The sequence below is a fragment of the Polaribacter sp. IC073 genome (genome assembly GCF_007997075.1).
Classification (GTDB): Bacteria; Bacteroidota; Bacteroidia; order Flavobacteriales; family Flavobacteriaceae; genus Polaribacter.
Genome location: NZ_VORS01000001.1, coordinates 1 through 20,617 on the forward strand (window position 1 = coordinate 1; position 20,617 = coordinate 20,617).

The 20,617-nt window shown below is 29.5% G+C and carries 15 protein-coding genes and 2 pseudogenes; 13 read left to right on the plus strand and 4 right to left on the minus strand.

Annotation, left to right across the window (positions count from 1 at the left end):
- Together ES045_RS00005 and acs are read left to right on the plus strand one after the other, a co-directional pair.
- Window positions 1-242: pseudogene (locus ES045_RS00005) on the plus strand (phosphoglucosamine mutase); the annotation flags it as partial.
- A gap of 81 nt (window positions 243-323) precedes the next feature.
- Window positions 324-2,234: pseudogene (acs, locus tag ES045_RS00010) on the plus strand (acetate--CoA ligase); the annotation flags it as partial.
- A 117-nt stretch (window positions 2,235-2,351) separates the two neighbouring features.
- On the opposite strand, the gene ES045_RS00015 reads toward acs, so the two are convergent.
- Window positions 2,352-2,750: a VOC family protein gene (locus ES045_RS00015; protein WP_147110456.1), complete on the minus strand. Its 399-nt coding sequence runs from the start codon at window positions 2,748-2,750 to the stop codon at window positions 2,352-2,354.
- A 128-nt stretch (window positions 2,751-2,878) separates the two neighbouring features.
- Entirely contained in the window at window positions 2,879-3,400 is a 522-nt protein-coding gene (locus ES045_RS00020) for a DUF421 domain-containing protein (protein ID WP_147110459.1), read from the minus strand.
- Window positions 3,401-3,690: 290 nt separating this feature from the next.
- On the opposite strand from ES045_RS00020, the gene ES045_RS00025 reads away from it, so the two are divergent.
- The 5 genes from ES045_RS00025 (at window position 3,691) to ES045_RS00045 (ending at window position 8,543) form a co-directional block, all read left to right on the plus strand.
- Window positions 3,691-4,968: a tyrosine-type recombinase/integrase gene (locus ES045_RS00025; protein WP_189662985.1), complete on the plus strand. Its 1,278-nt coding sequence runs from the start codon at window positions 3,691-3,693 to the stop codon at window positions 4,966-4,968.
- On the plus strand, window positions 4,965-5,984 hold the full coding sequence (locus tag ES045_RS00030) for a hypothetical protein (RefSeq protein WP_147110465.1): 1,020 nt from the start codon (window positions 4,965-4,967) through the stop codon (window positions 5,982-5,984). Before ES045_RS00025 ends, ES045_RS00030 begins: the two co-directional genes overlap by 4 nt.
- Window positions 5,985-6,094: 110 nt before the next feature.
- Window positions 6,095-6,382 (plus strand): helix-turn-helix domain-containing protein, encoded by a 288-nt coding sequence (locus ES045_RS00035; RefSeq protein WP_147110468.1) that lies wholly within the window; start codon window positions 6,095-6,097, stop codon window positions 6,380-6,382.
- A gap of 2 nt (window positions 6,383-6,384) precedes the next feature.
- Complete coding sequence (locus tag ES045_RS00040) at window positions 6,385-7,539, plus strand: AAA family ATPase (protein WP_147110471.1); 1,155 nt, start codon at window positions 6,385-6,387, stop codon at window positions 7,537-7,539.
- A 113-nt stretch (window positions 7,540-7,652) separates the two neighbouring features.
- Window positions 7,653-8,543 carry a BT4734/BF3469 family protein gene (locus ES045_RS00045; protein ID WP_147110474.1) on the plus strand — a complete coding sequence of 297 codons (891 nt, stop codon included), beginning with the start codon at window positions 7,653-7,655 and terminating at the stop codon, window positions 8,541-8,543.
- Window positions 8,544-8,945: 402 nt separating this feature from the next.
- Here the strand turns inward: ES045_RS00045 and ES045_RS00050 are convergent, their stop codons facing one another.
- Both ES045_RS00050 and ES045_RS00055 read right to left on the minus strand, forming a co-directional pair.
- Window positions 8,946-9,932, minus strand: a complete 987-nt coding sequence (locus tag ES045_RS00050) for a hypothetical protein (RefSeq protein ID WP_147110476.1) — start codon at window positions 9,930-9,932, stop codon at window positions 8,946-8,948.
- Window positions 9,925-10,350 (minus strand): hypothetical protein, encoded by a 426-nt coding sequence (locus ES045_RS00055; protein WP_147110479.1) that lies wholly within the window; start codon window positions 10,348-10,350, stop codon window positions 9,925-9,927. Before ES045_RS00055 ends, ES045_RS00050 begins: the two co-directional genes overlap by 8 nt.
- A gap of 486 nt (window positions 10,351-10,836) precedes the next feature.
- Between ES045_RS00055 and ES045_RS00065 the strand changes: the two genes are divergently transcribed.
- The 6 genes from ES045_RS00065 (at window position 10,837) to ES045_RS00090 (ending at window position 20,588) form a co-directional block, all read left to right on the plus strand.
- A complete protein-coding gene (locus ES045_RS00065) occupies window positions 10,837-12,399 on the plus strand; it encodes a type I restriction-modification system subunit M (protein WP_147110482.1) in 1,563 nt (520 codons plus the stop codon).
- On the plus strand, window positions 12,389-13,639 hold the full coding sequence (locus ES045_RS00070; protein WP_147110485.1) for a restriction endonuclease subunit S: 1,251 nt from the start codon (window positions 12,389-12,391) through the stop codon (window positions 13,637-13,639). Before ES045_RS00065 ends, ES045_RS00070 begins: the two co-directional genes overlap by 11 nt.
- A 28-nt stretch (window positions 13,640-13,667) precedes the next feature.
- Entirely contained in the window at window positions 13,668-15,479 is a 1,812-nt protein-coding gene (locus ES045_RS00075; protein ID WP_147110488.1) for an ATP-dependent nuclease, read from the plus strand.
- Window positions 15,480-15,481: 2 nt separating this feature from the next.
- On the plus strand, window positions 15,482-16,627 hold the full coding sequence (locus ES045_RS00080) for a PD-(D/E)XK nuclease family protein (RefSeq protein ID WP_147110491.1): 1,146 nt from the start codon (window positions 15,482-15,484) through the stop codon (window positions 16,625-16,627).
- Window positions 16,628-16,691: 64 nt separating this feature from the next.
- Window positions 16,692-18,032 carry a Fic family protein gene (locus tag ES045_RS00085; protein ID WP_147110494.1) on the plus strand — a complete coding sequence of 447 codons (1,341 nt, stop codon included), beginning with the start codon at window positions 16,692-16,694 and terminating at the stop codon, window positions 18,030-18,032.
- A gap of 57 nt (window positions 18,033-18,089) precedes the next feature.
- A complete protein-coding gene (locus ES045_RS00090) occupies window positions 18,090-20,588 on the plus strand; it encodes a DUF4268 domain-containing protein (RefSeq protein ID WP_147110497.1) in 2,499 nt (832 codons plus the stop codon).
- Window positions 20,589-20,617: the final 29 nt, after the last annotated feature.

Below are 20,617 nucleotides of genomic sequence, written 5' to 3' on the forward strand. Positions count from 1 at the left end.
AAATTCAGTTGACACCAGAAATAGATGTTGACAAGATTTTAGAGACCATGGCAGCTACCTATAATAATGAAGATGTAAACACAATTGACGGTGTAAAAATTGATTTTGCAGAAGAATGGATTCATTTAAGGAAATCGAATACAGAGCCAATTATTAGAATTTATACAGAAGCAAAATCACAACAAGCAGCAGATAATTTGGCTGTAAGATTTATCAATGAGATTAAAAAAATAATTTCATAATTTGTAAATCATTAAAAATACCCCAATTTATAATCTCACTTTTCTAAAAAAACATCCTTTAGAAAACTTAAAACTACCTACTCTATGAGCAATTACCACATAAAACATTTAGAAGAATACTATAAAGTTTATAGAAAATCGATTCGTGAACCTGAAAATTTCTGGGAGGAAATTGCCGAAGAGCATTTTGTTTGGAGAAAAAAATGGGACAAAATTTTAGATTGGGATTTCTCTAAACCAGAAATAAAATGGTTTGAGGGTGCAAAATTAAACATTACAGAAAATTGTATTGATCGTCATTTAGCAACTCGTGGAGATAAAACGGCTATTTTATTCGAACCTAATAATCCGGATGAACCAGCAGAACATATTACGTACAAACAGTTGCACCAAAGGGTAAATCAATTTGCAAATGTATTGAAAGAACACGGGGTTCAAAAGGGAGATAGAGTTTGTATTTATGTTCCTATGATTCCTGAATTGGCCATTTCATTATTAGCTTGTGCTAGAATTGGCGCGATTCATTCTGTCGTTTTTGCAGGGTTTTCATCCACAGCGTTGTCTACAAGAATTAATGATTCTGATTGTAAAATGGTCATTACTTCTGATGGTTCTTATAGAGGCGCAAAAACAATCGACTTAAAAGGAATTGTTGATGAGGCTTTAGAAGACTGTCCTGGTGTAAAAACAGTATTAGTTGCAAAAAGAATTAAGTCTAATATTCACATGAAAGAAGGTCGTGACAAGTGGTTACAACCTTTGTTAGACAATGCCTCTACCGTGTGTGATGCAGAAATTATGGATGCAGAAGATCCGTTATTTATCTTATACACTTCTGGTTCTACAGGAAAACCTAAAGGAATGGTGCATACAACTGCAGGTTACATGGTGTACACAGCATATACCTTTAAAAATGCATTTCAATACAGAGATGATGATGTATATTGGTGTACGGCAGATATTGGATGGATTACTGGTCATTCTTACATTGTATATGGCCCGTTAGCAAACGGAGCAACCACTGTATTGTTTGAAGGCGTGCCAAGTTACCCAGATTTCGGACGCTTTTGGGAGATTGTAGACAAACATAAAGTAAATCAATTTTATACCGCACCAACCGCAATTAGAGCTTTGGCTAAACAAGGTACAGAGTTGGTCGGTAAATATGATTTATCTTCATTAAAAGTGCTAGGATCTGTTGGAGAGCCCATAAATGAGGAAGCATGGCATTGGTATAACGATAATATTGGTAGAAAGAAGAGTCCGATTATAGATTCTTGGTGGCAAACAGAGACAGGCGGAATTATGATTACACCAATTCCGTATGTAACACCCACAAAACCAACGTACGCAACGTTGCCTTTTATAGGAGTGCAACCTGCTTTAATGGATGAAAGCGGAAAAGAATTAAAAGGAAATCAGGTAGAAGGACGTTTGTGTATTAAATTTCCTTGGCCAAGTATTGCCCGAACCATTTGGGGAGATCACAAGCGCTATAAAGAAACTTATTTCTCTGCGTACAAAGACATGTATTTTACTGGTGATGGTGCTTTAAGAGATGAGGTTGGTTATTATAGAATTACAGGAAGAGTAGATGATGTAATTATTGTTTCTGGTCATAATTTAGGAACTGCACCAATTGAAGATGCAATAAATGAACATCCAGCAGTCGCAGAAAGTGCTATTGTAGGTTTTCCTCACGATATTAAAGGAAGTGCATTGTATGGTTATGTAACTTTAAAAGATGTAGGAGAAAGTAGAGATCATAATAATTTGAGAAAAGAAATCAATCAAATTATTACAGAACATATTGGGCCAATTGCAAAATTAGATAAAATTCAATTTTCTGATGGATTACCAAAAACACGTTCTGGGAAAATCATGAGACGTATTTTACGTAAAATAGCTTCCAATGGAATGGATAATTTGGGGGATGTTTCTACCCTATTAAATCCAGAAGTGGTGCAGAGTATTATTGATAATAGGTTGTAAAAAAACAACTTACACCAATAAATTTTAAGGTTAAAAATAGACTAAAAATTTCATAAAAAATGGATTGTAATTTCTTACAATCCATTTTTTCTATTTTATATTGAATGAAATAATAAATTAATTTCTAGCATTTACCATCCAATTAATGCCGTATTTATCTGTACACCTTCCGAAGAAACCCCATTCTCTTTCTCTAAATTCGTGATGAACAATTCCACTACCAGATAAATTATTAAAGACATCTTCTGCCTCTTCCTTATCATTAAAGTCTGCACTTAAATGTATTTGGTTTCCTGAGTTTATTGGAGTGTCTGGTGCAGCATCATATGCCATAAAAGCGATGCCTTTTCCTTTTAATTCTGCGTGTTGTAATTTTTTTCTATATGAAGAAGGAACATCTATTTTTTTATCTTCATAAGTAACTCGGTTCTCTACATCTGCGTTAAATAATTCTCCGTAAAAATTTAATGCTTCTTGACAGTTTCCGTCGAATGCTAAATAAGCTTGTACTTTCATATTTTTTAGATTTTAAAGATTAATATGCTGTGTTACCGTACAAAAATAGAGCTTCAAAAACGTATTCCTTTGCTTGAATGCTATTTATATGAACGGTATCTCTATTTTTTAGGCACTTAAATATTGATCTATTTTTCTAAAACACCTTTGACAAGCCACTCTGCTATCTCCTCATTTTTTGAAGAATGGAGCACAGAAATATCTCCAGTAGTTTCAAAAACAACCGCTTTTACTTCCGATAATCGAAGTACATTTGCTTCTCTTAATTTTGCTCTTAGATCTCCCTCTGTAACGTTCGCTTTTTTCATATTGTGCCATAATATTTCTTGCTTTTTCATCAAAAATAATGGCTCATTGTCAACTATATTTCTAAAAAATTTAAACTTTCTTAAATAAGCGGTAATTCCTTGAAGTAAATAAACAATGGTGAGTCCGAAAATTCCTTCAAATAAAGAAACCGATTTAGATAATAATGTAGATGCAATAATAGAACCAATAGCAATTGTGCAAGCAAAATCAAAGCTAGACATTTTAGAAAAACTACGTTTGCCAAAGATTCTAGTAAGTAAAACGATCGTTATGTAAACACCTAAAGCAGATATACTTATAAATTGAAGTGTTTCAATATTTGTAAAAATCCATTCTTTCATCTTTGCAATACTTTAAATTTCTTGATAAACAAAAATACAAAAAAGGACGAAAAAGTAAAAAGTCCTAACAAATATAATTTGTTAGGACTTTTTTGTTGGCCTACAAGGACTAATTGCTTCTTTTCCACACTTTTTCAAACTCTACATATATCCCTTTAAACAAAGGGGTAACAAGGATATTTAACAAAATTGAAAAAAGACAAACAAAGGCAAACAGGTAAATTACCGACACAAATACCGACACAAATAAATATTTAACTATCTTTGATATGGTTAAAAATCATTACTTCATGGCTTCGGTTAAATTTCTTCTTCGAGACAAGAAAGCAACAAAATTTGTTACTATCTATTTCGCTATAAATCTATCTGCAAAAAGCAGAATAAGAGGTGCTACAAAATTAAAAATTCATCCAAAATACTGGGATGATAAAAATCAGAAAGTTAGAAACATGAGTAACGTTTCTAAAATTAAAGATAACATCAATAAAAAATTATCTGAATTTAAAAGTTTTGTTCTAAAAAAAATTACAGAATACGACTCTTATGAGGCGACTGAAATTGAAATACAACTCAAAAAAGATATTGATATTTACTTTGGTAAAAAAACAATAGAAAAAAAACTAACATTCTACACTTTTTCAAGACAGTTTATCGACCAATCAAAAAACAGAATTATAGATAGCACTGGTAGAACACTTTCTAACCGAACTATAAAAGAATATGAAAGAACATTAGATTTACTTAAAGACTTTGAACAGAAATATAGCTATCCAATTACTTTTGAATCTATAAACATGGATTTCTATGGTCTATTTATTGAGTACCTAGAAAGTTTAGATTTCTCTTTAAACACAATTGGAAAGTTCATTAAGCAACTAAAAGTATTTATGAATGCCGCCACTGAAGAAAACCTAAACACAAATTTAAGTTTTCAAAGTAAGCGCTTTATAAAACCTAGCGCAAAATCTACGCAAGTATACCTAAATGAAGTTGAGTTAAAGAAAATTATTGATATTGACTACAGCGATGACCCAACACTAAACATAGCACGTGACTTATTTATCATTGGTGCATATACTGGTTTAAGAGTATCTGATTTTAATGGTCTAACCAAAGACAATATCCATGTAAGTAACGGCAAACGTTTTTTTAGAATCATCGTAAAAAAAACTAACAAGTACCTACCAATTCCCATTCACCCAATTGTAGAAGTTATTTTAAAAAAGAACGAAGGAAGTCCTCCTAAAAGAATGCCAGAACAGCATATAAATAAAGCCTTAAAAAAGATTGCAGCAAAAGCAAAATTAAACGAAGATATTATAATAACGAAGACCAAAGGCGGAAAAGAAATTACAGAATCAAAGAAAAAGCACGAACTGATAACAAATCACACATCAAGACGCTCGTTTTGCACCAATGCCTATTTTTCAGGCATGCCTACTTTAGATATCATGGCAATTAGTGGACATACTTCAGAAAAAGTTTTTTTGAATTACATAAAAATTACAGATGACGAAAGAGCTTTAAAGATTTCAGAAAACAGTTTTTTTAAAGAAAAAATAAAATGACAGAAAAAAAATTTAATTACAGTCAACTAAAATATTCAGCAATTATTGATTATTTTCTTTTCAAAAATTTTAGTGTTTCTCAAAAAAAACAATATCTAATTGACAATGAATTGTTTTTTACTAGCGACAAAAATTATTCAAAAAGAGAAAACTCCTTTTACCTTGAAAATATAAATTCTTTTGGTTTAACTATTCTACATCAAAAAATAACTTATGACATTCAAAAAGACATAATAGATGAATACATAAACTTTTTTGACATGTCTTTTAATGAATTATTTAACGGATATTATCAAGGTGATGTTTTATCAAGCAATAAAATAGATTTAGAAAAGCTTTTAACTAAAAAAGAGAAAATAAAGTACTTAAAAAAACTTTATAAAAACTCAATAAAATCTTTAAACAATAAGAAAGAATTAGATTTTATAAAAATTTCAAATGAAGATGAAGCTTTTATTAAAATCAAACAATTTTTCCTTCACCAAAACCCTAAAGACATTCTTGATTATTTACTAGGTATCTCTTTTCCAGAGAATGGCACTGAATCCTTTAATTATTGCTCAAAATTGTGGATTTCTAGGAAGATATTATGTTTCTGCACCAAAAACATAGAAGCATTAAATATTTTAAAAAATGCCTCAAAAAACAAAGAAGAAGAAAAAACTAAATCGTCTTCTGGAACTGAGACTAAAGATCCATCTAACTACCCTACAATTTTTAAAAACATAAAATCCGAAAACATATTTAAAAAATTTTTACACGAATTAAATGCTGTAGATAAAAACAACAAACCTGTTTCTCGGAAATTTCAACCTTTGTGTCATGCATTCTATAAAATTTCAACAGATAAAGATTTTAAAGATCAAAATGTTTTTAAATACAATGTTGATAAAAATGATTTTATTAAAAATATGATAAATATAGAGTATGATTTAGATATTGACCGTTTATCTAATGGTTCATCTCATGAGCCGGCGGTTCAAGAATTTTTTGAAGAAGATTCAAACTTTACTTGAATATACCCATATTAGATAAAAACTTTTTCATGTAATAAACTAACATTTCTATGTAAGGTTATCCATGTTTAAACTAGTGAAATTTGCCATAACAATAAAATAATATAGTTATGAGCAATAAAAAAATTACACAAGTACACAATGTTAATCCAGAAGAATTAGCAGAAAGCATTTCTACAGCGGTAGAAAAAATCTTCGCACCTTTTAAAGAACGTTTCCAGCCTCAAAAACCCACTGAATGGAAAACCAGAAAACAAGTTGGAGAAATACTCTCCATCAGCTTAGTAACAGTAGATGATTGGACCCGCAAAAACCTCTTAACAGCTTACAGAATTTCTAATAAAAAAAGATACAAGCTCAGCGAAGTGGAAAACGCATTAACTAAAATTAATAATTAGTTATGGAGCAATCAAAAAAAGGAAAGGGCACTGAAAACAGCACCCAAGATTCGGTTAAAAATCAAGTGCAAGATACTAAAAATGAAGTTAATATTGAAGAGGGTTTAAGTTTAAATACCAATAGAGTAAACCAAGAATCTAAATCAATAAAACAACTTTTAACAGAGGCGGAAATAGATCCATTTTCCGCCATTGAAAAACCACCAACAGTATTAAGTATTGATAACATTTCTTACGGTACTTTAGGAAACTTCTCTTGTATTACTGGTAAATCCAAGAGTAAAAAAACATTTTTCCTATCTATTCTAATTGCAGCAGCTTTAGATGATAATGGGAGTTTTCAAAGAATTAAAACAGAAATTCCGAATACAACAGTATTGCATTTTGATACAGAACAAAGCGAGTACCACACTCAAAAAGTATCAAGAAGAATAATCTCTCTTATTGACGATAAAGAAATTAGTCAAAAGTATTATCGGTGTTTTTGCCTAAGGCCTTATGCCCCAAAATTAAGAGCTGAAATTATTAAGGAAGCCATTTATAATACAAAAAGCTTAAAACTAGTGGTTATTGATGGTATTGCAGACTTAATCGTTGGCTACAATAATGAAGAAAGTGCCGTTAGCATCGTAAATGATATAATGAAGTGGACTGCCGAACTAAACATTCATTTAATTACAATTGTACATCAAAACAAAGGAGACAATAACGCAAAAGGACATTTAGGTAGTATTATTTTACAAAAAGCCGAAACCGTACTTTCTGTAGAAAAAGACAGAGATATTTCAACCGTAACTCCATCACATAGTAGAGGAATTGATATACAACCTATATGTTTTTCAGTTGATGATAATGGATTACCATACTTTGTTGATTACAATCACAGCAATACTAATTCTGAAAAAAAAATAAGACTACCTAGAGACGTAGATGAAGATGTTCACAAAACTATTTTAAATGAAGTTTTTAAGAACAAAACAGAAATGTTAAGCACAGATTTTCAACGTTTTCTAAAAGACACTTTAGCAAAACACACTATCAATATTGGAAATACAATAATAAGAGATTGGAAAACTTTTTATGAGACAAGTAAAATGATAGTCAGAAATAATCAGCAAGAACCTTTTAAACTTTCTGATAGATTTAGGGTTAGTTAGTCAAAGGTATGTGTACACATACAACCAACCGACCTACCCTACAAACAGGTTGGTTAATCAATTAACAAACTTGACTAACCAACTTAACAATCCTTTAAATCTTATTTATAATTATGGAACAAAAATCAATATTAGACATCAACATAAGTACATTTTCAAACTACAAAGCAACAGAACCTAAAGAAGTAAATTTATTAGTTTGGTTAAACTCAAAAAAGTATTGCTTAGAAGTAGAAAAAATAAGGCACACCACAGATGAAGCAATCAAAAAAAATTTAAAGTCTAAACTTCCTGCAATTACACCTAGTGGAACATTTTCTAAAAGATGCGCAAAAAACCTTATTAAACATTCTGGATTTATCCAATTTGACATTGATTACAAAGACAATTTACATATTAAAAACTATGAAAACTTAAAAAATGAAATCAGAAAAATAAAAGAAGTTGCCTATTGTGGTTTATCCGTTTCTGGAAAAGGTTACTGGGGTTTAATTGCTATCAGCAATACTAAACAACACAAACAACATTTTGAAGCATTATATCTAAAGTTTAAAAACTTGGGAATTATTATTGATAAAAGCTGCAAAGACGTTTCAAGACTTAGAGGTTATTCTTTTGATGATAATGCCTATTTTAATCATTCCGCAACAAAATTTACACAAATTTTAAAACCAAAAACAAGCACCAGAATTACAATAAAAAATTACCAAACAAACAATTCAATTTCAGTTAAAAACAGTGTAGAAAAAAACCTAAACATAATTCAAGAAAAAAGTATTGATATCGCACTGAGTTATGAAGATTGGTTTTCAATCGGCTGTAGTATTGCAAATGAGTTTGAAGAAAACGGTAGAGCGTATTTTCATACTCTAAGTAAAATGAGTAATAAGTATAAACATACAGATACCGAAAAGCAATACAATCATTGCATTAAAAATAAATATGGTTTTAGTATTGCAACATTCTTTCATTATTGCAAACTGAATAATGTATCTAATTATTAATTGCAATACTGGTATTGCAGGCATGGGGACATCTAAAAACCCAGTAAAATGGGGTTTTAATGATAAATATATAAGGATTGCAATACTGGTATTGCAGCTCTATTGCAGCTCTATTGCAATTAGTATTGCAATTAGTATTGCAACTGTATCACAAAAGTATTGCACCAATAATGTAAAAATATTGCTAGAAAAGGAAAACTATTGCAATTGTAAGCAAAAACTATCTCAGCTAAAAAGTTAAGAAACTAAACAATCCAAACTTGTCTGTAAAAAATTGAGCTATGAGAAACGGTTTAAGTGATAAGGAGTTAAATGATAAAGGTTTTTACAATTGTGATTTGGAAGATTTTTTATGCAATGGATTAGAGAGTGTTTAAATTCTAAATAAATCTCAAAAATATTTTATAAGTTTACTTTAGCTCCAATAGTTAATTGACCAAATGTATTGTCTTTAAGTCCTTTTAATGGGTTACCTCCTTGTGCATGTTCATATCCTAATGAAAATACAGTCTTGTCTTTATTGTCTATTTTATAGTTTAAAGAAATTCCTTTTTTTATAAGGTTTCCAATAAAAAGGTTTCCTGAGTAATTGCCTAAGGTATTTCTATGGGAAATGTTATAATGAAATTTCAAGAATTGATATTTTCCCAAAGCAGAGTATAAAAGACCGCTAAAAGGGTACACTTCAATATTAAAACTGGCACTATACATTGTTAAATTTTCATAAGCAATATTTTCTAAGCCAATTGCATGGTTATGTTTAATCTGAATAATATCCGAAGTTTTTAAATTAGACCAATCAACTTTTTTATACTCTTTCATTTTTTTTGCTTCTTCTTTTTTAGAATCTGTTGGTGGTATATTTGTTCTTTGGTTTCCTGGATAAATCCTATTAGGTTGAAGATAATTCAAAAAAGAACCTTTTTTATAAACTTTAGACCAAGTGAAGGACGCATATGCAAGATATTGCATTCCTTTTTTATCCTCAACTTTATCTTCAGACTTTTTTATGGAAATATCAGTTAAAAGATAAGATGGAGTCATGCTTTTTGATAGACTAAAAATATTTCCTATAGAAACACCAAACTGATATACGTTTTGTTCTTTGTCAATGAGATTATTTTTATGTAGTTCGTATGAAATAGAAAGCTTTATTGCTTGTCTTTCATTCTTTGTCTTATAAAAGTCAAGCCCTACAAAACCGTTAATACTTTGTGAATTGCTTGATGTTGCATCAGAAGGGTAAATTGCAATGTATTGTGCGGGTAATGATTTTGTGTAAGAATTATCTGAAGCTTGTCCTATAGAAACTCCTTTTTTCCAACCATCTTGTGCTGATACAAATTGTATAGAAATAATACAAAATAATGTAAATATTAGGTTACGCATTGTCATAAGTAGTTCTTATTAAATTAATGATATCATTTACAACGTCACATTTACCAGCCTGTTGTGGAGTTATTTTTACAAAAGGCTTGTTTTTACCATTTAACAGCATTAATTTTTTAACAATATTATTGCATGCTATATAAAGGGTATTTCCAATCCAAATTGGGTTTATTGCCAAATGCTCTCTTAAAGAAGAATTTATATAAATAGGCTCATTGGTTACACCTTGTAATATCTTGCTTACAAAAAGTAATATTTTGTCGTCCTTCCAATAATCAAACTTTATTTCCTTTAAAATTTTAAACAAACGGTTTTTTGCTGATTGGTTTCTGGTATTGTTTATTACGTACTCAATAGATGTTATAAACATAGCAGCATCTTTTTTACTTACATCGAAATTTATATTTATTTTGCTCATGATAATACCTTTTCGTAAAAGTACAGATAGAATCCCTTTAAAAATTACCTATAAGTAGGTGTTTTCTTATTGTTTATTCAAAATATCTATTCATATAGACACCATATAAATTCTACAGCTATAGTTTTATGCGTTTCCGTAATTGCATTTCGCTTCTTTTGACTATTTTTAACAAAAAAAATGCTACTGCTGTAAACTTTTGCTAAAAGAACAGTAAAATTTCTATTCTATAAATTAAAAATAATAAATATGACTATCAACCAACTAGGCGTAGCATTAAGCGACATGTATCATAATGCGCCAAAAGGAGAGGCTGTTGCCATGATTCATTTATTCGGAATTAAATACGCTGAAGAATTAAAATAAAGTAAGTTTAGTAAAAAAGAGAGTGCAAAAACTGCCAATATTCCAGAATCTTTTGGATCAGAAATAAGTAAAGGAATGAAGTTAGCGCAATATGTAACCGTGAAAAATAGTATTTAAAGAATGGCTAAAAAAGCAACCACAAAAAAGACAAAATCCATAGAAGAAACATTGTGGGATTCCGCAAATAAATTACGTGGAACAGTAGAATCATCAGAATATAAACACGTCGTTTTAAGTTTAATTTTCTTAAAGTTTGCGAGTGATAAGTTTGAAGAACGCAAACAAGAACTAATAGAAGAAGGCAAAGAAAAGTACCTTGAAATGAAGGAGTTCTACAATATGAAGAACGTCTTTTTCTTACCTACAGAATCGCGTTGGAGTTACATTATTGAAAATGCCAAACAAGATGATATTGCCCTAAAAATAGATACCGCTTTACATACCGTAGAAAAAAACAATCCTGCCTTAAAAGGTGCGTTGCCAGACAACTATTTCTCTCGTTTAAATATGGACGTAAGCAAATTAGCTGCTTTACTAGACACCATAAACAATATAGATACGCTTAAAGACAAAGAGCAAGATATTGTTGGGCGCGTGTACGAATACTTTTTAAGCAAGTTTGCACTAGCAGAAGGAAAAGGAAAAGGAGAATTCTACACACCAAAAAGTATTGTAAACCTTATTGCTACGATGATAGAACCGTACAAAGGTATTATTTACGATCCTGCTTGTGGTTCTGGTGGTATGTTTGTGCAATCTATTAAGTTTATAGAAAGCCATCTAGGAGACAAAAAAGAAGTTTCTATTTACGGACAAGAATATACATCTACTACCTACAAATTAGCAAAAATGAATCTTGCCATTCGTGGTATTGCTGCTAATTTAGGGGAAGTACCTGCAGATACTTTTGCCAAAGACCAACACAAAGATTTAAAAGCCGACTTTATTATGGCAAACCCACCTTTTAACCAAAAAGATTGGCGAGCTAGTGATGAATTAATAGACGACCCACGTTGGAAAGGCTATGATGTACCTCCAAAAAGTAATGCTAACTATGGTTGGATTTTAAACATGGCGTCTAAACTCTCACAAAATGGAGTTGCAGGTTTTATCTTGGCAAATGGTGCATTGTCTGGTGGTGGAGAAGAATATAAAATTAGAAAAAAACTGATTGAAAATAATTTGGTAGAAGCAATTGTAATTTTACCAAGAGGAATGTTTTATACTACAGATATTTCTGTGACACTTTGGATTTTAAACAACAATAAAAAAGAACGTACCGTAAAATTACCAGAAACTACTCGTAATTATAGAAACAGAAAAGAAGAAATCTTATTTATGGACTTACGCCAAATAGGAGAGCCTTTTGAGAAAAAATACACCCAATTTTCTAAAGATAATATTAAAGAGATTACAGATACTTATCATAATTGGCAACAAAAAGAAGCAGGTTATAAAGACATCCCTGAATATTGTAAATCTGCAACTTTAGAAGATTTAAAAGCGAAAGATTATTCTTTAGTACCTAGTAAATATATTGAGTTTGTAAACAGAGATGAAAACATCAATTTTGATGAAAAAATGAAAACTTTACAAACAGAAATGACTGATTTATTAAAACAAGAAGCAGAATCTAAAGAAGATTTATTAGCAGTTTTTAAAGACTTAGGGTATGAGTTATAAAAAACTAGGAAAATACATACAACCTGTTAATATTAGAAATAAAGATTTAAAAGTTGAAAGGCTTTTAGGTGTAAGTATAAGAAAAGTATTAATGCCTTCCATAGCAAACACTGTTGGCACAAATATGAAAACTTACAAGATTATAAAAAAGCATCAGTTTGCTTATGGTCCTGTAACTTCTAGAAATGGAGATAAAATTTCCATTGCTCTTTTAGAGGATTATAATGAAGCTATCGTTTCACAAGCATATACTGTTTTTGAAATTATTGATAGTGAAGTATTAAATGCTGAATACTTGATGATGTGGTTTAGAAGACCAGAATTTGATAGATATGCTCGTTATAAATCTCATGGAAGCGCAAGAGAAACTTTTGATTGGGATGAATTATGTGATATAGATTTACCAATCCCAACCATAGAAAAACAGCAAGAAATTATAAAAGAATACAATACTGTTGTAAACAGAATTACTTTAAACGAAACCCTAAACCAAAAACTAGAAGAAACTGCACAAGCATTGTATAAACATTGGTTTGTAGATTTTGAGTTTCCAAATCAGGAAGGTAAACCTTATAAAACTTCTGGTGGAGAGATGGAGTTTAATGAGGAATTGGATATGGAGATTCCTTTTGATTGGGAGGTGAAACCTTTGGTTTCATTTTCTGATATTAAAGGAGGAAAAAGAATGCCCGCTGGATGCAGTTTAACTTCTAAAATAAACAATCATCCTTATATTAAAGTTGCAGATTTAGGAACTAAAAAATTTGCTATTTTAAATGATAAATATGAATATGTGCAAAATGATATTCAATCTAAAATAGCTAAATATATTGTTGCTGAAGGAGATTTATTAATTTCAATTGTTGGAACAATCGGTGTTATTAAAATAATAAACAAGTCGCTGAATAATGCTAATATGACAGAGAATTGTATGAAAATAACAAACTTTACAAAGTTAAATTCTAGTTATTTATATCATTATTTTAAATCAAAACAAGGGCAAAATGAAATTGAAGTTAGAAATGTTGGTGCAGTCCAAGCAAAATTACCAATGTACAATATAGAAACATTTCCAATTACTTGTCCGTTAGATTCTGTTTTTCAAAAGTTTGAAGTAATATCTAATACGATTGACAATAAAATTCAAAAATTACAAGAGGAAGAAATCTTACTTAAAAGAATTAAGAATTTACTTCTCTCAAAAATGACTAAGGTTGAAGTTGAAAAAGAAATGGTTTAGTTATGTAAACACTCGATAAAAAAAAGCTATGTCAAAAATTAGAATTAATGGAATTTCAATAGCAAATTATAGATCGTTTAACGAACGACAAGATTTTGTTTTCCCCAATGCCGAATATAAAAAACCTGTTTCTATTGTTGGTTACAATAATTCAGGTAAAACAAACTTAATGAATGCTATTTTGTATGCATTACAGGTTAATTTTGTTAGTAAAGACACTTTTACAATTAACGATTTTCATAATAGATTAATTGAGAACGAACCTTTAATTATACTTGGTGCTACAAGTTCAATTGAAGCTAAATTTGATGGAGAAAAACAAGCTAATCTTACAGGTTACCACCGACTAAAATTTTATATTGATGGAGATGAAATTGAAGGAAGCAAAATAGAATCAGTAAATGGTTTAGCTCAAGTTCCAAACTACGGAGGCGAATTAGTTGATGATATAAATTGGCAGTCTTATGGAGCTGCAAGATATTTTAATATATTTTACATTAATTTTCATAAAATTAAAGAGGAAATAAGTACACAAAAAACAAGTTGGGGCAATTTAAAATCATTTTTAGGTAAACACATTCAAAAAATAGTTAAAACAGATGTTGCTATGAATGATAAAAAAGATGTTTTTGAGCAAGAAGTAGACTTAAGTACAAAAAGAGTATTAGCAGATTCAGGTTTAGAAAACTTTATAAACTTAATCAAGAAAAATTACATTACAAATTTAAGAAATGATGATTGTACTGTAGAATTTGGTATGCCAAATTATGAAGATATTTTTCTTAAAATGTTATTTAAGGTTGGGTTGAATGGTGATGTTGAAAATTTAGTACCAATAGATCATTTTGGAGATGGTTATATATCGATGTTTGTTATGGCAGTTATACAGGCAATTGCAGAATCAAGTGAAGATGATGAATGCCTTTTCTTGTTTGAAGAACCAGAGAGTTTTTTACATGAAAATCATCAAGAGTATTTTTACAAAACTGTTTTATGTGGTTTAGCAGAAAAAGGACATCAAGTTATTTATACAACACATTCAGCTAAAATGATTAATCCTTTTGATACGAAAGGGTTAATCCGATTAGAAATGAATAAAAATAATCAAACTGTAAAAAAATACAATAATGTTGGTGAGTTTAATTTTGAGGGTCTAGACGCATTAAGTGGTGAGCCAATAAATATTTCTCGTTACAATGAGTTTATTAAAACTATTGAACCTAATTTGAATAAAATGCTTTTTAGTAAAAAAGTAATTATTGTTGAAGGCCCAAATGATGTTATGGTGTATAATTATTCCATCAAACAAAAAGTTTTAAAATTTATAAATGATGATGATTCAATTTTAAATAAAGATAAATATGCTGATGCGTATATGAATTTTGAAAACATTACAATTGTATGTCATCATGGAAAAAGCACAGCAAATTATATTATTGAATTGTGTAAGCATTTTAAACTTGATTATTTTGTTATAAATGATTGGGATTTTGCAGAAGCAGAATTATCACTAGAATCAATTGTTGGTTTTGACACATTGGCTGATTTAAAGGCAGATCAAATTTATTCAGAAAGTAGCAAGAAAGCAATGATAACTAACAATTGGAATTTACTTAATAACGCAGGTATTGATAATATACATTTTAATGTTAAAAAACTTGAAACTGTTATTGGTTATGATTCTGTAGATAAAAGTAGTTTGGCTATTTGGGATTTAATTAATAGTAACGGATTTGATTTTAACGAAAGTTTATTTCCTGAAAAACTAGAGTTTTTTTTAGGTTTAAAAAAAGAAATTAATGAACAATTAGTTGAAGAAGAAGAAAATCCAATCTTATAATAATGAGTAAAAATCTAAAACCAGAAGAGTTACAAAACTTTCTCAATCAAAACGAGATACCAAAAATAAAAGGCAAACCCAAAACCTTTTTAGGTATTGCTAAACAACCACATTATGAGAATGTGTTGTCTAATATTTATGCTTTCTTTTTTAACGTTTTCGAAGAGCATGGTTTTAAAGATTTATTTATAAAGAGTTTGCTTGAGCTAATACAAAACTCTAAATTAAATAAAGAAAATATTACTTTAACTGATTTTGATATTATAACAGAATTCTATACAATTGGAGAGGGAAGAATTGACTTGCTACTTAGTAATGACAAACAAGCTATAATCATAGAGAATAAAGTATATCATTACTTAGATAATGATTTAGATGATTATTGGAACAGTGTTCAAAGCACCAACAAGGTTGGTGTAATTTTGTCTTTACACCATATTTCAAGGAGTAATTATTCAGAATATGAAAATGCATCAAACTACATAAACATAACCCATATAGAATTATTAGAATGTATTAAAAAAAATATAGGAACTTATTTATTACAAGCTAGTGAAAAATACACAGTATTTTTAAAAGATTTTATACAAAACATGAAGAACCTAAGCTCTACAATAATGAATGAAAAAGAAATTGACTTTTACTTCAATAACCAACAAAAGATAAGAGAAACAAAAGTATTTAGTGAAGGTGTAGAAAATCATGTAAAAGCTGAAATTGAAAAAGCTGGAAATATTTTAAATGGTGTAGTTTTAAGTAGCCCAAGGGCTAATTCTAATATGAACAGTAGGATTAGATGTTTTGTTTCTCAGAAAAACAAAAACCTAATGATTACTGTTGGTTTTGATTATTTATTAACTGGAGAAAACAAATTGTATTTAATTGTAGAACTTCAAAATGAAGCCTTAGTTAATAGAGAAAAATATAAACAAATTGATTTTTCTGAAGATGAATTACAAATTTCATTTTCTGAAAACTTTAGAACTACAAATTACAATTGGTCTCATTTTGCTATAAAAGAATATATTTTATTGGCTAAAGACATTCACCAATTATCAAGTTTTATTATGCGAAAATTAGAAGAAGATCATTTACTTTCTATATTTAAAAAAATTGAACGCATTTTGGATAATTCTGAAGTAAAGTAATTATTCCAACAAAAATAAAATTATGATATTTACAAGACCATTGTAAAATAGATAGAATTAAATTATGAGCGAAACCAACCGTATAGAATACAAACGAGAACTTTCTAAAAAAGTAGATTTAGAAAAAGAGGTAATTGCTTTTTTAAATTATTCAGAAGGAGGTGAAATCTATATTGGGTTAGATGCCAATGGTCTTGTATATGGTGTATCGGATTTAGATGGAGAGATGCTTAAAATAAAAGATATTATTAAAAATAATATTCAGCCATCTTGTTTAGGCTTGTTTGATATTATAGCTATTGAAAAAGAAGGGAAAAACCTCATTAAAATTATTATTTCTAGCGGTACAGAAAAACCGTATTACAAACGTAAAAAAGGGATGACACCAGAAGGTTCTTTTATTCGTATTGGTACAGCTGCAGAACCGATGACCCAAAAAATGATTGATGAGTTGTATGCAAAACGCACTAGAAATTCTATTGGTAAAATAACGTCGCCACAACAAGATTTAGATTTTGAACAGCTGCACATTTACTATCAAGAAAAAAATAAACCACTAAACAAACAGTTTAAAAAAAATCTAGAATTAGCAACGACAGACAATGCGTTTAATTACGCTGCTTACCTATTAGCAGATAAAAATAACATGTCTATTAAAGTAGCCAAGTATTCAGGTGAAAATCGTGTAGATCTTTCTGAAACGAATGAATATGGTTATAACTCTTTAATAAAAGCCTGTAAAAACGTTTTAGATAAAATTAATATTGAAAATAAAACCGCTACATTAATTACAGCCAAAGAACGAAAAGACGAACGTATATGGAATTCTATTGCATTACGTGAAGCCATTATTAACGCTTTTGTACACAATGATTTTACAAGAGAAGCACCACCAAAATTTGAGATTTTTAATGATAGAATAGAAATTACATCTACAGGTTCTTTGCCAGATGGTTTAAGTGAAAAAGAGTTTTTTGAAGGCTTTTCAATTCCCAGAAACAAAGAGTTAATTCGGGTTTTTAAAGACTTAGAATTGGTAGAGCAATTAGGTTCTGGCATTCCTAGAATCATTGAGTTTTACTCAAAAGATTGTTTTCATTTTTCAGATAATTTTGTACGAATTGTGTTGCCTAAATCGGTAAGTACCGAGCAAGTTACCGAGCAAGTCACCGAGCAAGTCACCGAGCAAGTTAAAAAGTTAGTAGGTGTCATGGAAAAAGTTCATAGCAGAACAGAATTAATGGAGTTTTTAGAACTAACACATAGAGAATATTTTAGAACAGAATATCTTCAGAAAGCTATAGAACAAGGTTTTATTGAATTGACAATACCAGACAAACCGAGAAGTAGTAAACAGAAATATAAATTAACAGAAAAAGGTGTCAATCTAAAAAAACAAAGTTAAAAAGTGTTTTTATTGGATTGTTAGAAAAAGAAAGAAATTAAAAAAAGGCTATAATCAATGAAAGCAAACGAACTACCAATAAACAACTTTTTACAAGCTGCTAATGTGCAATTTGTAATACCCGTTTACCAACGTAATTATGATTGGAGCACTACAGAGTGCAAAGAATTAATATATGATATTATAGCTGTAGAATCAGAAAAAAGAGGTACTCATTTTATAGGCAGTATTGTATTTATTCACGAAGGTATTTATAGCACTAGTGAGGTGAAAGAATTGGTAATTATAGATGGGCAACAACGCTTAACTACTATCAATATTTTATACGTTGCATTGTATAGATTTGCAAAAGAAAATAGCTTAAAAAGTGAAGCAGATCGTTTGTACAATATGTTTTTGACCAATCAATATGTAGAACAAGAATCTAGTAAGTTAAAATTAAAGCAAACAGATCAAAACTCGTTAGCATTCAAAGCAATAATGAATGCAACAGAAAACGAATTTAGCAGTTATTCTAATGTTATAGAAAACTATAATTTTTTTAGAACAATTATTACTTCTGAGAATTTTGAAGTCATTAAAAATGGTTTAAAGCGGTTGATATTTGTAGAAATCTCTTTAGAGAGAGATAAAGACGATCCACAACGTATTTTTGAAAGTTTAAATTCTACTGGTTTAGAATTATCGCAATCAGATTTAATTAGAAATTTTATTCTAATGGATTTAGAGCCAAAAGATCAATCGCGTGTTTTTGAGCAAATATGGAATCCAATAGAAGAAAATGCGAAAGATTTAATTAGGCAAAAATCTATGGTCTCAGATTATATTAGAGATTATTTGACGCTTAAAAGTAAAAAAATACCAAATAAAAATAAGGTGTATGCAGAGTTTAAAAAACTCTACAAGAATAAAAAAGGTGAGGTTTATCAGCAAGAATTAGAGAATATTAAATCACTTTCTGCACACTATAAGCGCTTTATAAATCCAAGTCATGTTTCAGATGCAGGTATTAAAAAAGAATTAGAATACATAAACCGATTAGAAATTAATGTTGCCTTTCCTTTTTTACTTCAAGTGTTTGAAGATATGGAAAACGGTATTATTGATAGAACGGAACTAATTAAAATATTAAAACTCATACAAAGTTATACTTGGCGAAGATTTATAGTAGGATTGCCAACTAGTGCATTGAATAAAATTTTCATGGCATTGTATGCAGATGTTGATGTAGAAGATTATTACAATTCTATTGAAATTTCTTTAAAGAAGAAAAAAGGAAGTTCTAAATTCCCTACAGATGATGATTTAAAAACTGCTTTAAAAGATAGAAATCTATACGATATTCAAGCAAAGAACAGAAAGTACATGTTCGAAATGATTGAGAATTTTAATAATCGAGAATATGTAGATACTTCTAACGAAAACATTACTATAGAGCACATTTTCCCAAGGAATCCAAATGAAGATTGGAGCACAGCAATACCACAAAATGATTATTTTACTTTTAAAGAAAAACGTTTAAATACAATCGCAAACTTAACATTATCGGGTAATAATGGAGCTTTAAGTAATAAGTCATTTTTAGACAAAAAAAGTATGAATAAAAATGAGGAAGAACAAGGTTACAATTTTAGTAGGCTTTGGTTAAACTCACATTTAAAAAACTTAGATAGTTGGGATATAGAAGCGTGTGATGAGCGTTTTGAAATTATTTATAATCGTTTTCTACAAATATGGGAATATCCAAAAGCTGAAATACTAGAAACAGATAATACGATAGAACAAAATATTTTTGTAGCTGAAAGTCCAACAAATAAAAAGTTAGACTATTTTATTTTTGAAGATACTAAAGTGGAAGAAAGTGTAATAGCTAACATGTATCATTTTGTAATTAAAAATTTGTTTCAAAAGAATACGCAGTTATTACTTAATAATCAAGAGTTATTAAAGATTACAAAAAATGAAGAAGACTTTAGAGCAGGTGGTGAGGTTTTAAATGGATACTTTATTGAGTATAATATAGATAGTCGGACAAAATTTAATATAATAAAAAGACTATTAACGCTGTTTGAATTAGAGGATGAGCTTGTCGTAAAGTATAAAAGTGAAGACACGGAGCATAGTAGATTTTCTATTAGAAAAAAGTATTGGCAGCAATTACTGCCACTTATCAAAGACACCAACCTTTTTTCTAATATCAGCCCTTCAAAAAATTATTGGGTAGGTGTTGGAGCAGGAATTAGTGGTTTGTCTTTTATATTAACAACTACAGGTTCTTATGTAAGAGTCGAATTGAACATTTCCTCAGCGAGCAAAGAAAGGAACAAACAGTATTTTAATCAATTATTAAAAGATAAAAATGCAATTGAAGATTCTTTTGGAGAGCCATTGGTTTGGAAAGAGTTTTTAGAGCATAAAATGAGTCGAATTAAGTTTGAACTACAAGATGTGAGTTTATTTGAGCAAAACGATTGGGATAAAATGAATGATTTTATCATTAATAATTTACCCAAATTCGAAAAAGCAATTAAACCATCAATCTCTAAATTAAAATAAAAACTATTACTAGCAATTGTAAGCAAATA

Coding starts and splice junctions, on each gene's coding strand:
- ES045_RS00065 (WP_147110482.1), top strand. CDS start 10,837: ATGGCTAAAAAAGCAACCACAAAAAAGACAAAATCCATAGAAGAAACA.
- ES045_RS00050 (WP_147110476.1), bottom strand. CDS start 9,932: ATGCGTAACCTAATATTTACATTATTTTGTATTATTTCTATACAATTT.
- ES045_RS00070 (WP_147110485.1), top strand. CDS start 12,389: ATGAGTTATAAAAAACTAGGAAAATACATACAACCTGTTAATATTAGA.
- ES045_RS00085 (WP_147110494.1), top strand. CDS start 16,692: ATGAGCGAAACCAACCGTATAGAATACAAACGAGAACTTTCTAAAAAA.
- ES045_RS00030 (WP_147110465.1), top strand. CDS start 4,965: ATGACAGAAAAAAAATTTAATTACAGTCAACTAAAATATTCAGCAATT.
- ES045_RS00055 (WP_147110479.1), bottom strand. CDS start 10,350: ATGAGCAAAATAAATATAAATTTCGATGTAAGTAAAAAAGATGCTGCT.
- ES045_RS00015 (WP_147110456.1), bottom strand. CDS start 2,750: ATGAAAGTACAAGCTTATTTAGCATTCGACGGAAACTGTCAAGAAGCA.
- ES045_RS00040 (WP_147110471.1), top strand. CDS start 6,385: ATGGAGCAATCAAAAAAAGGAAAGGGCACTGAAAACAGCACCCAAGAT.
- ES045_RS00035 (WP_147110468.1), top strand. CDS start 6,095: ATGAGCAATAAAAAAATTACACAAGTACACAATGTTAATCCAGAAGAA.
- ES045_RS00025 (WP_189662985.1), top strand. CDS start 3,691: ATGGCTTCGGTTAAATTTCTTCTTCGAGACAAGAAAGCAACAAAATTT.
- ES045_RS00020 (WP_147110459.1), bottom strand. CDS start 3,400: ATGAAAGAATGGATTTTTACAAATATTGAAACACTTCAATTTATAAGT.
- ES045_RS00080 (WP_147110491.1), top strand. CDS start 15,482: ATGAGTAAAAATCTAAAACCAGAAGAGTTACAAAACTTTCTCAATCAA.
- ES045_RS00090 (WP_147110497.1), top strand. CDS start 18,090: ATGAAAGCAAACGAACTACCAATAAACAACTTTTTACAAGCTGCTAAT.
- ES045_RS00045 (WP_147110474.1), top strand. CDS start 7,653: ATGGAACAAAAATCAATATTAGACATCAACATAAGTACATTTTCAAAC.
- ES045_RS00075 (WP_147110488.1), top strand. CDS start 13,668: ATGTCAAAAATTAGAATTAATGGAATTTCAATAGCAAATTATAGATCG.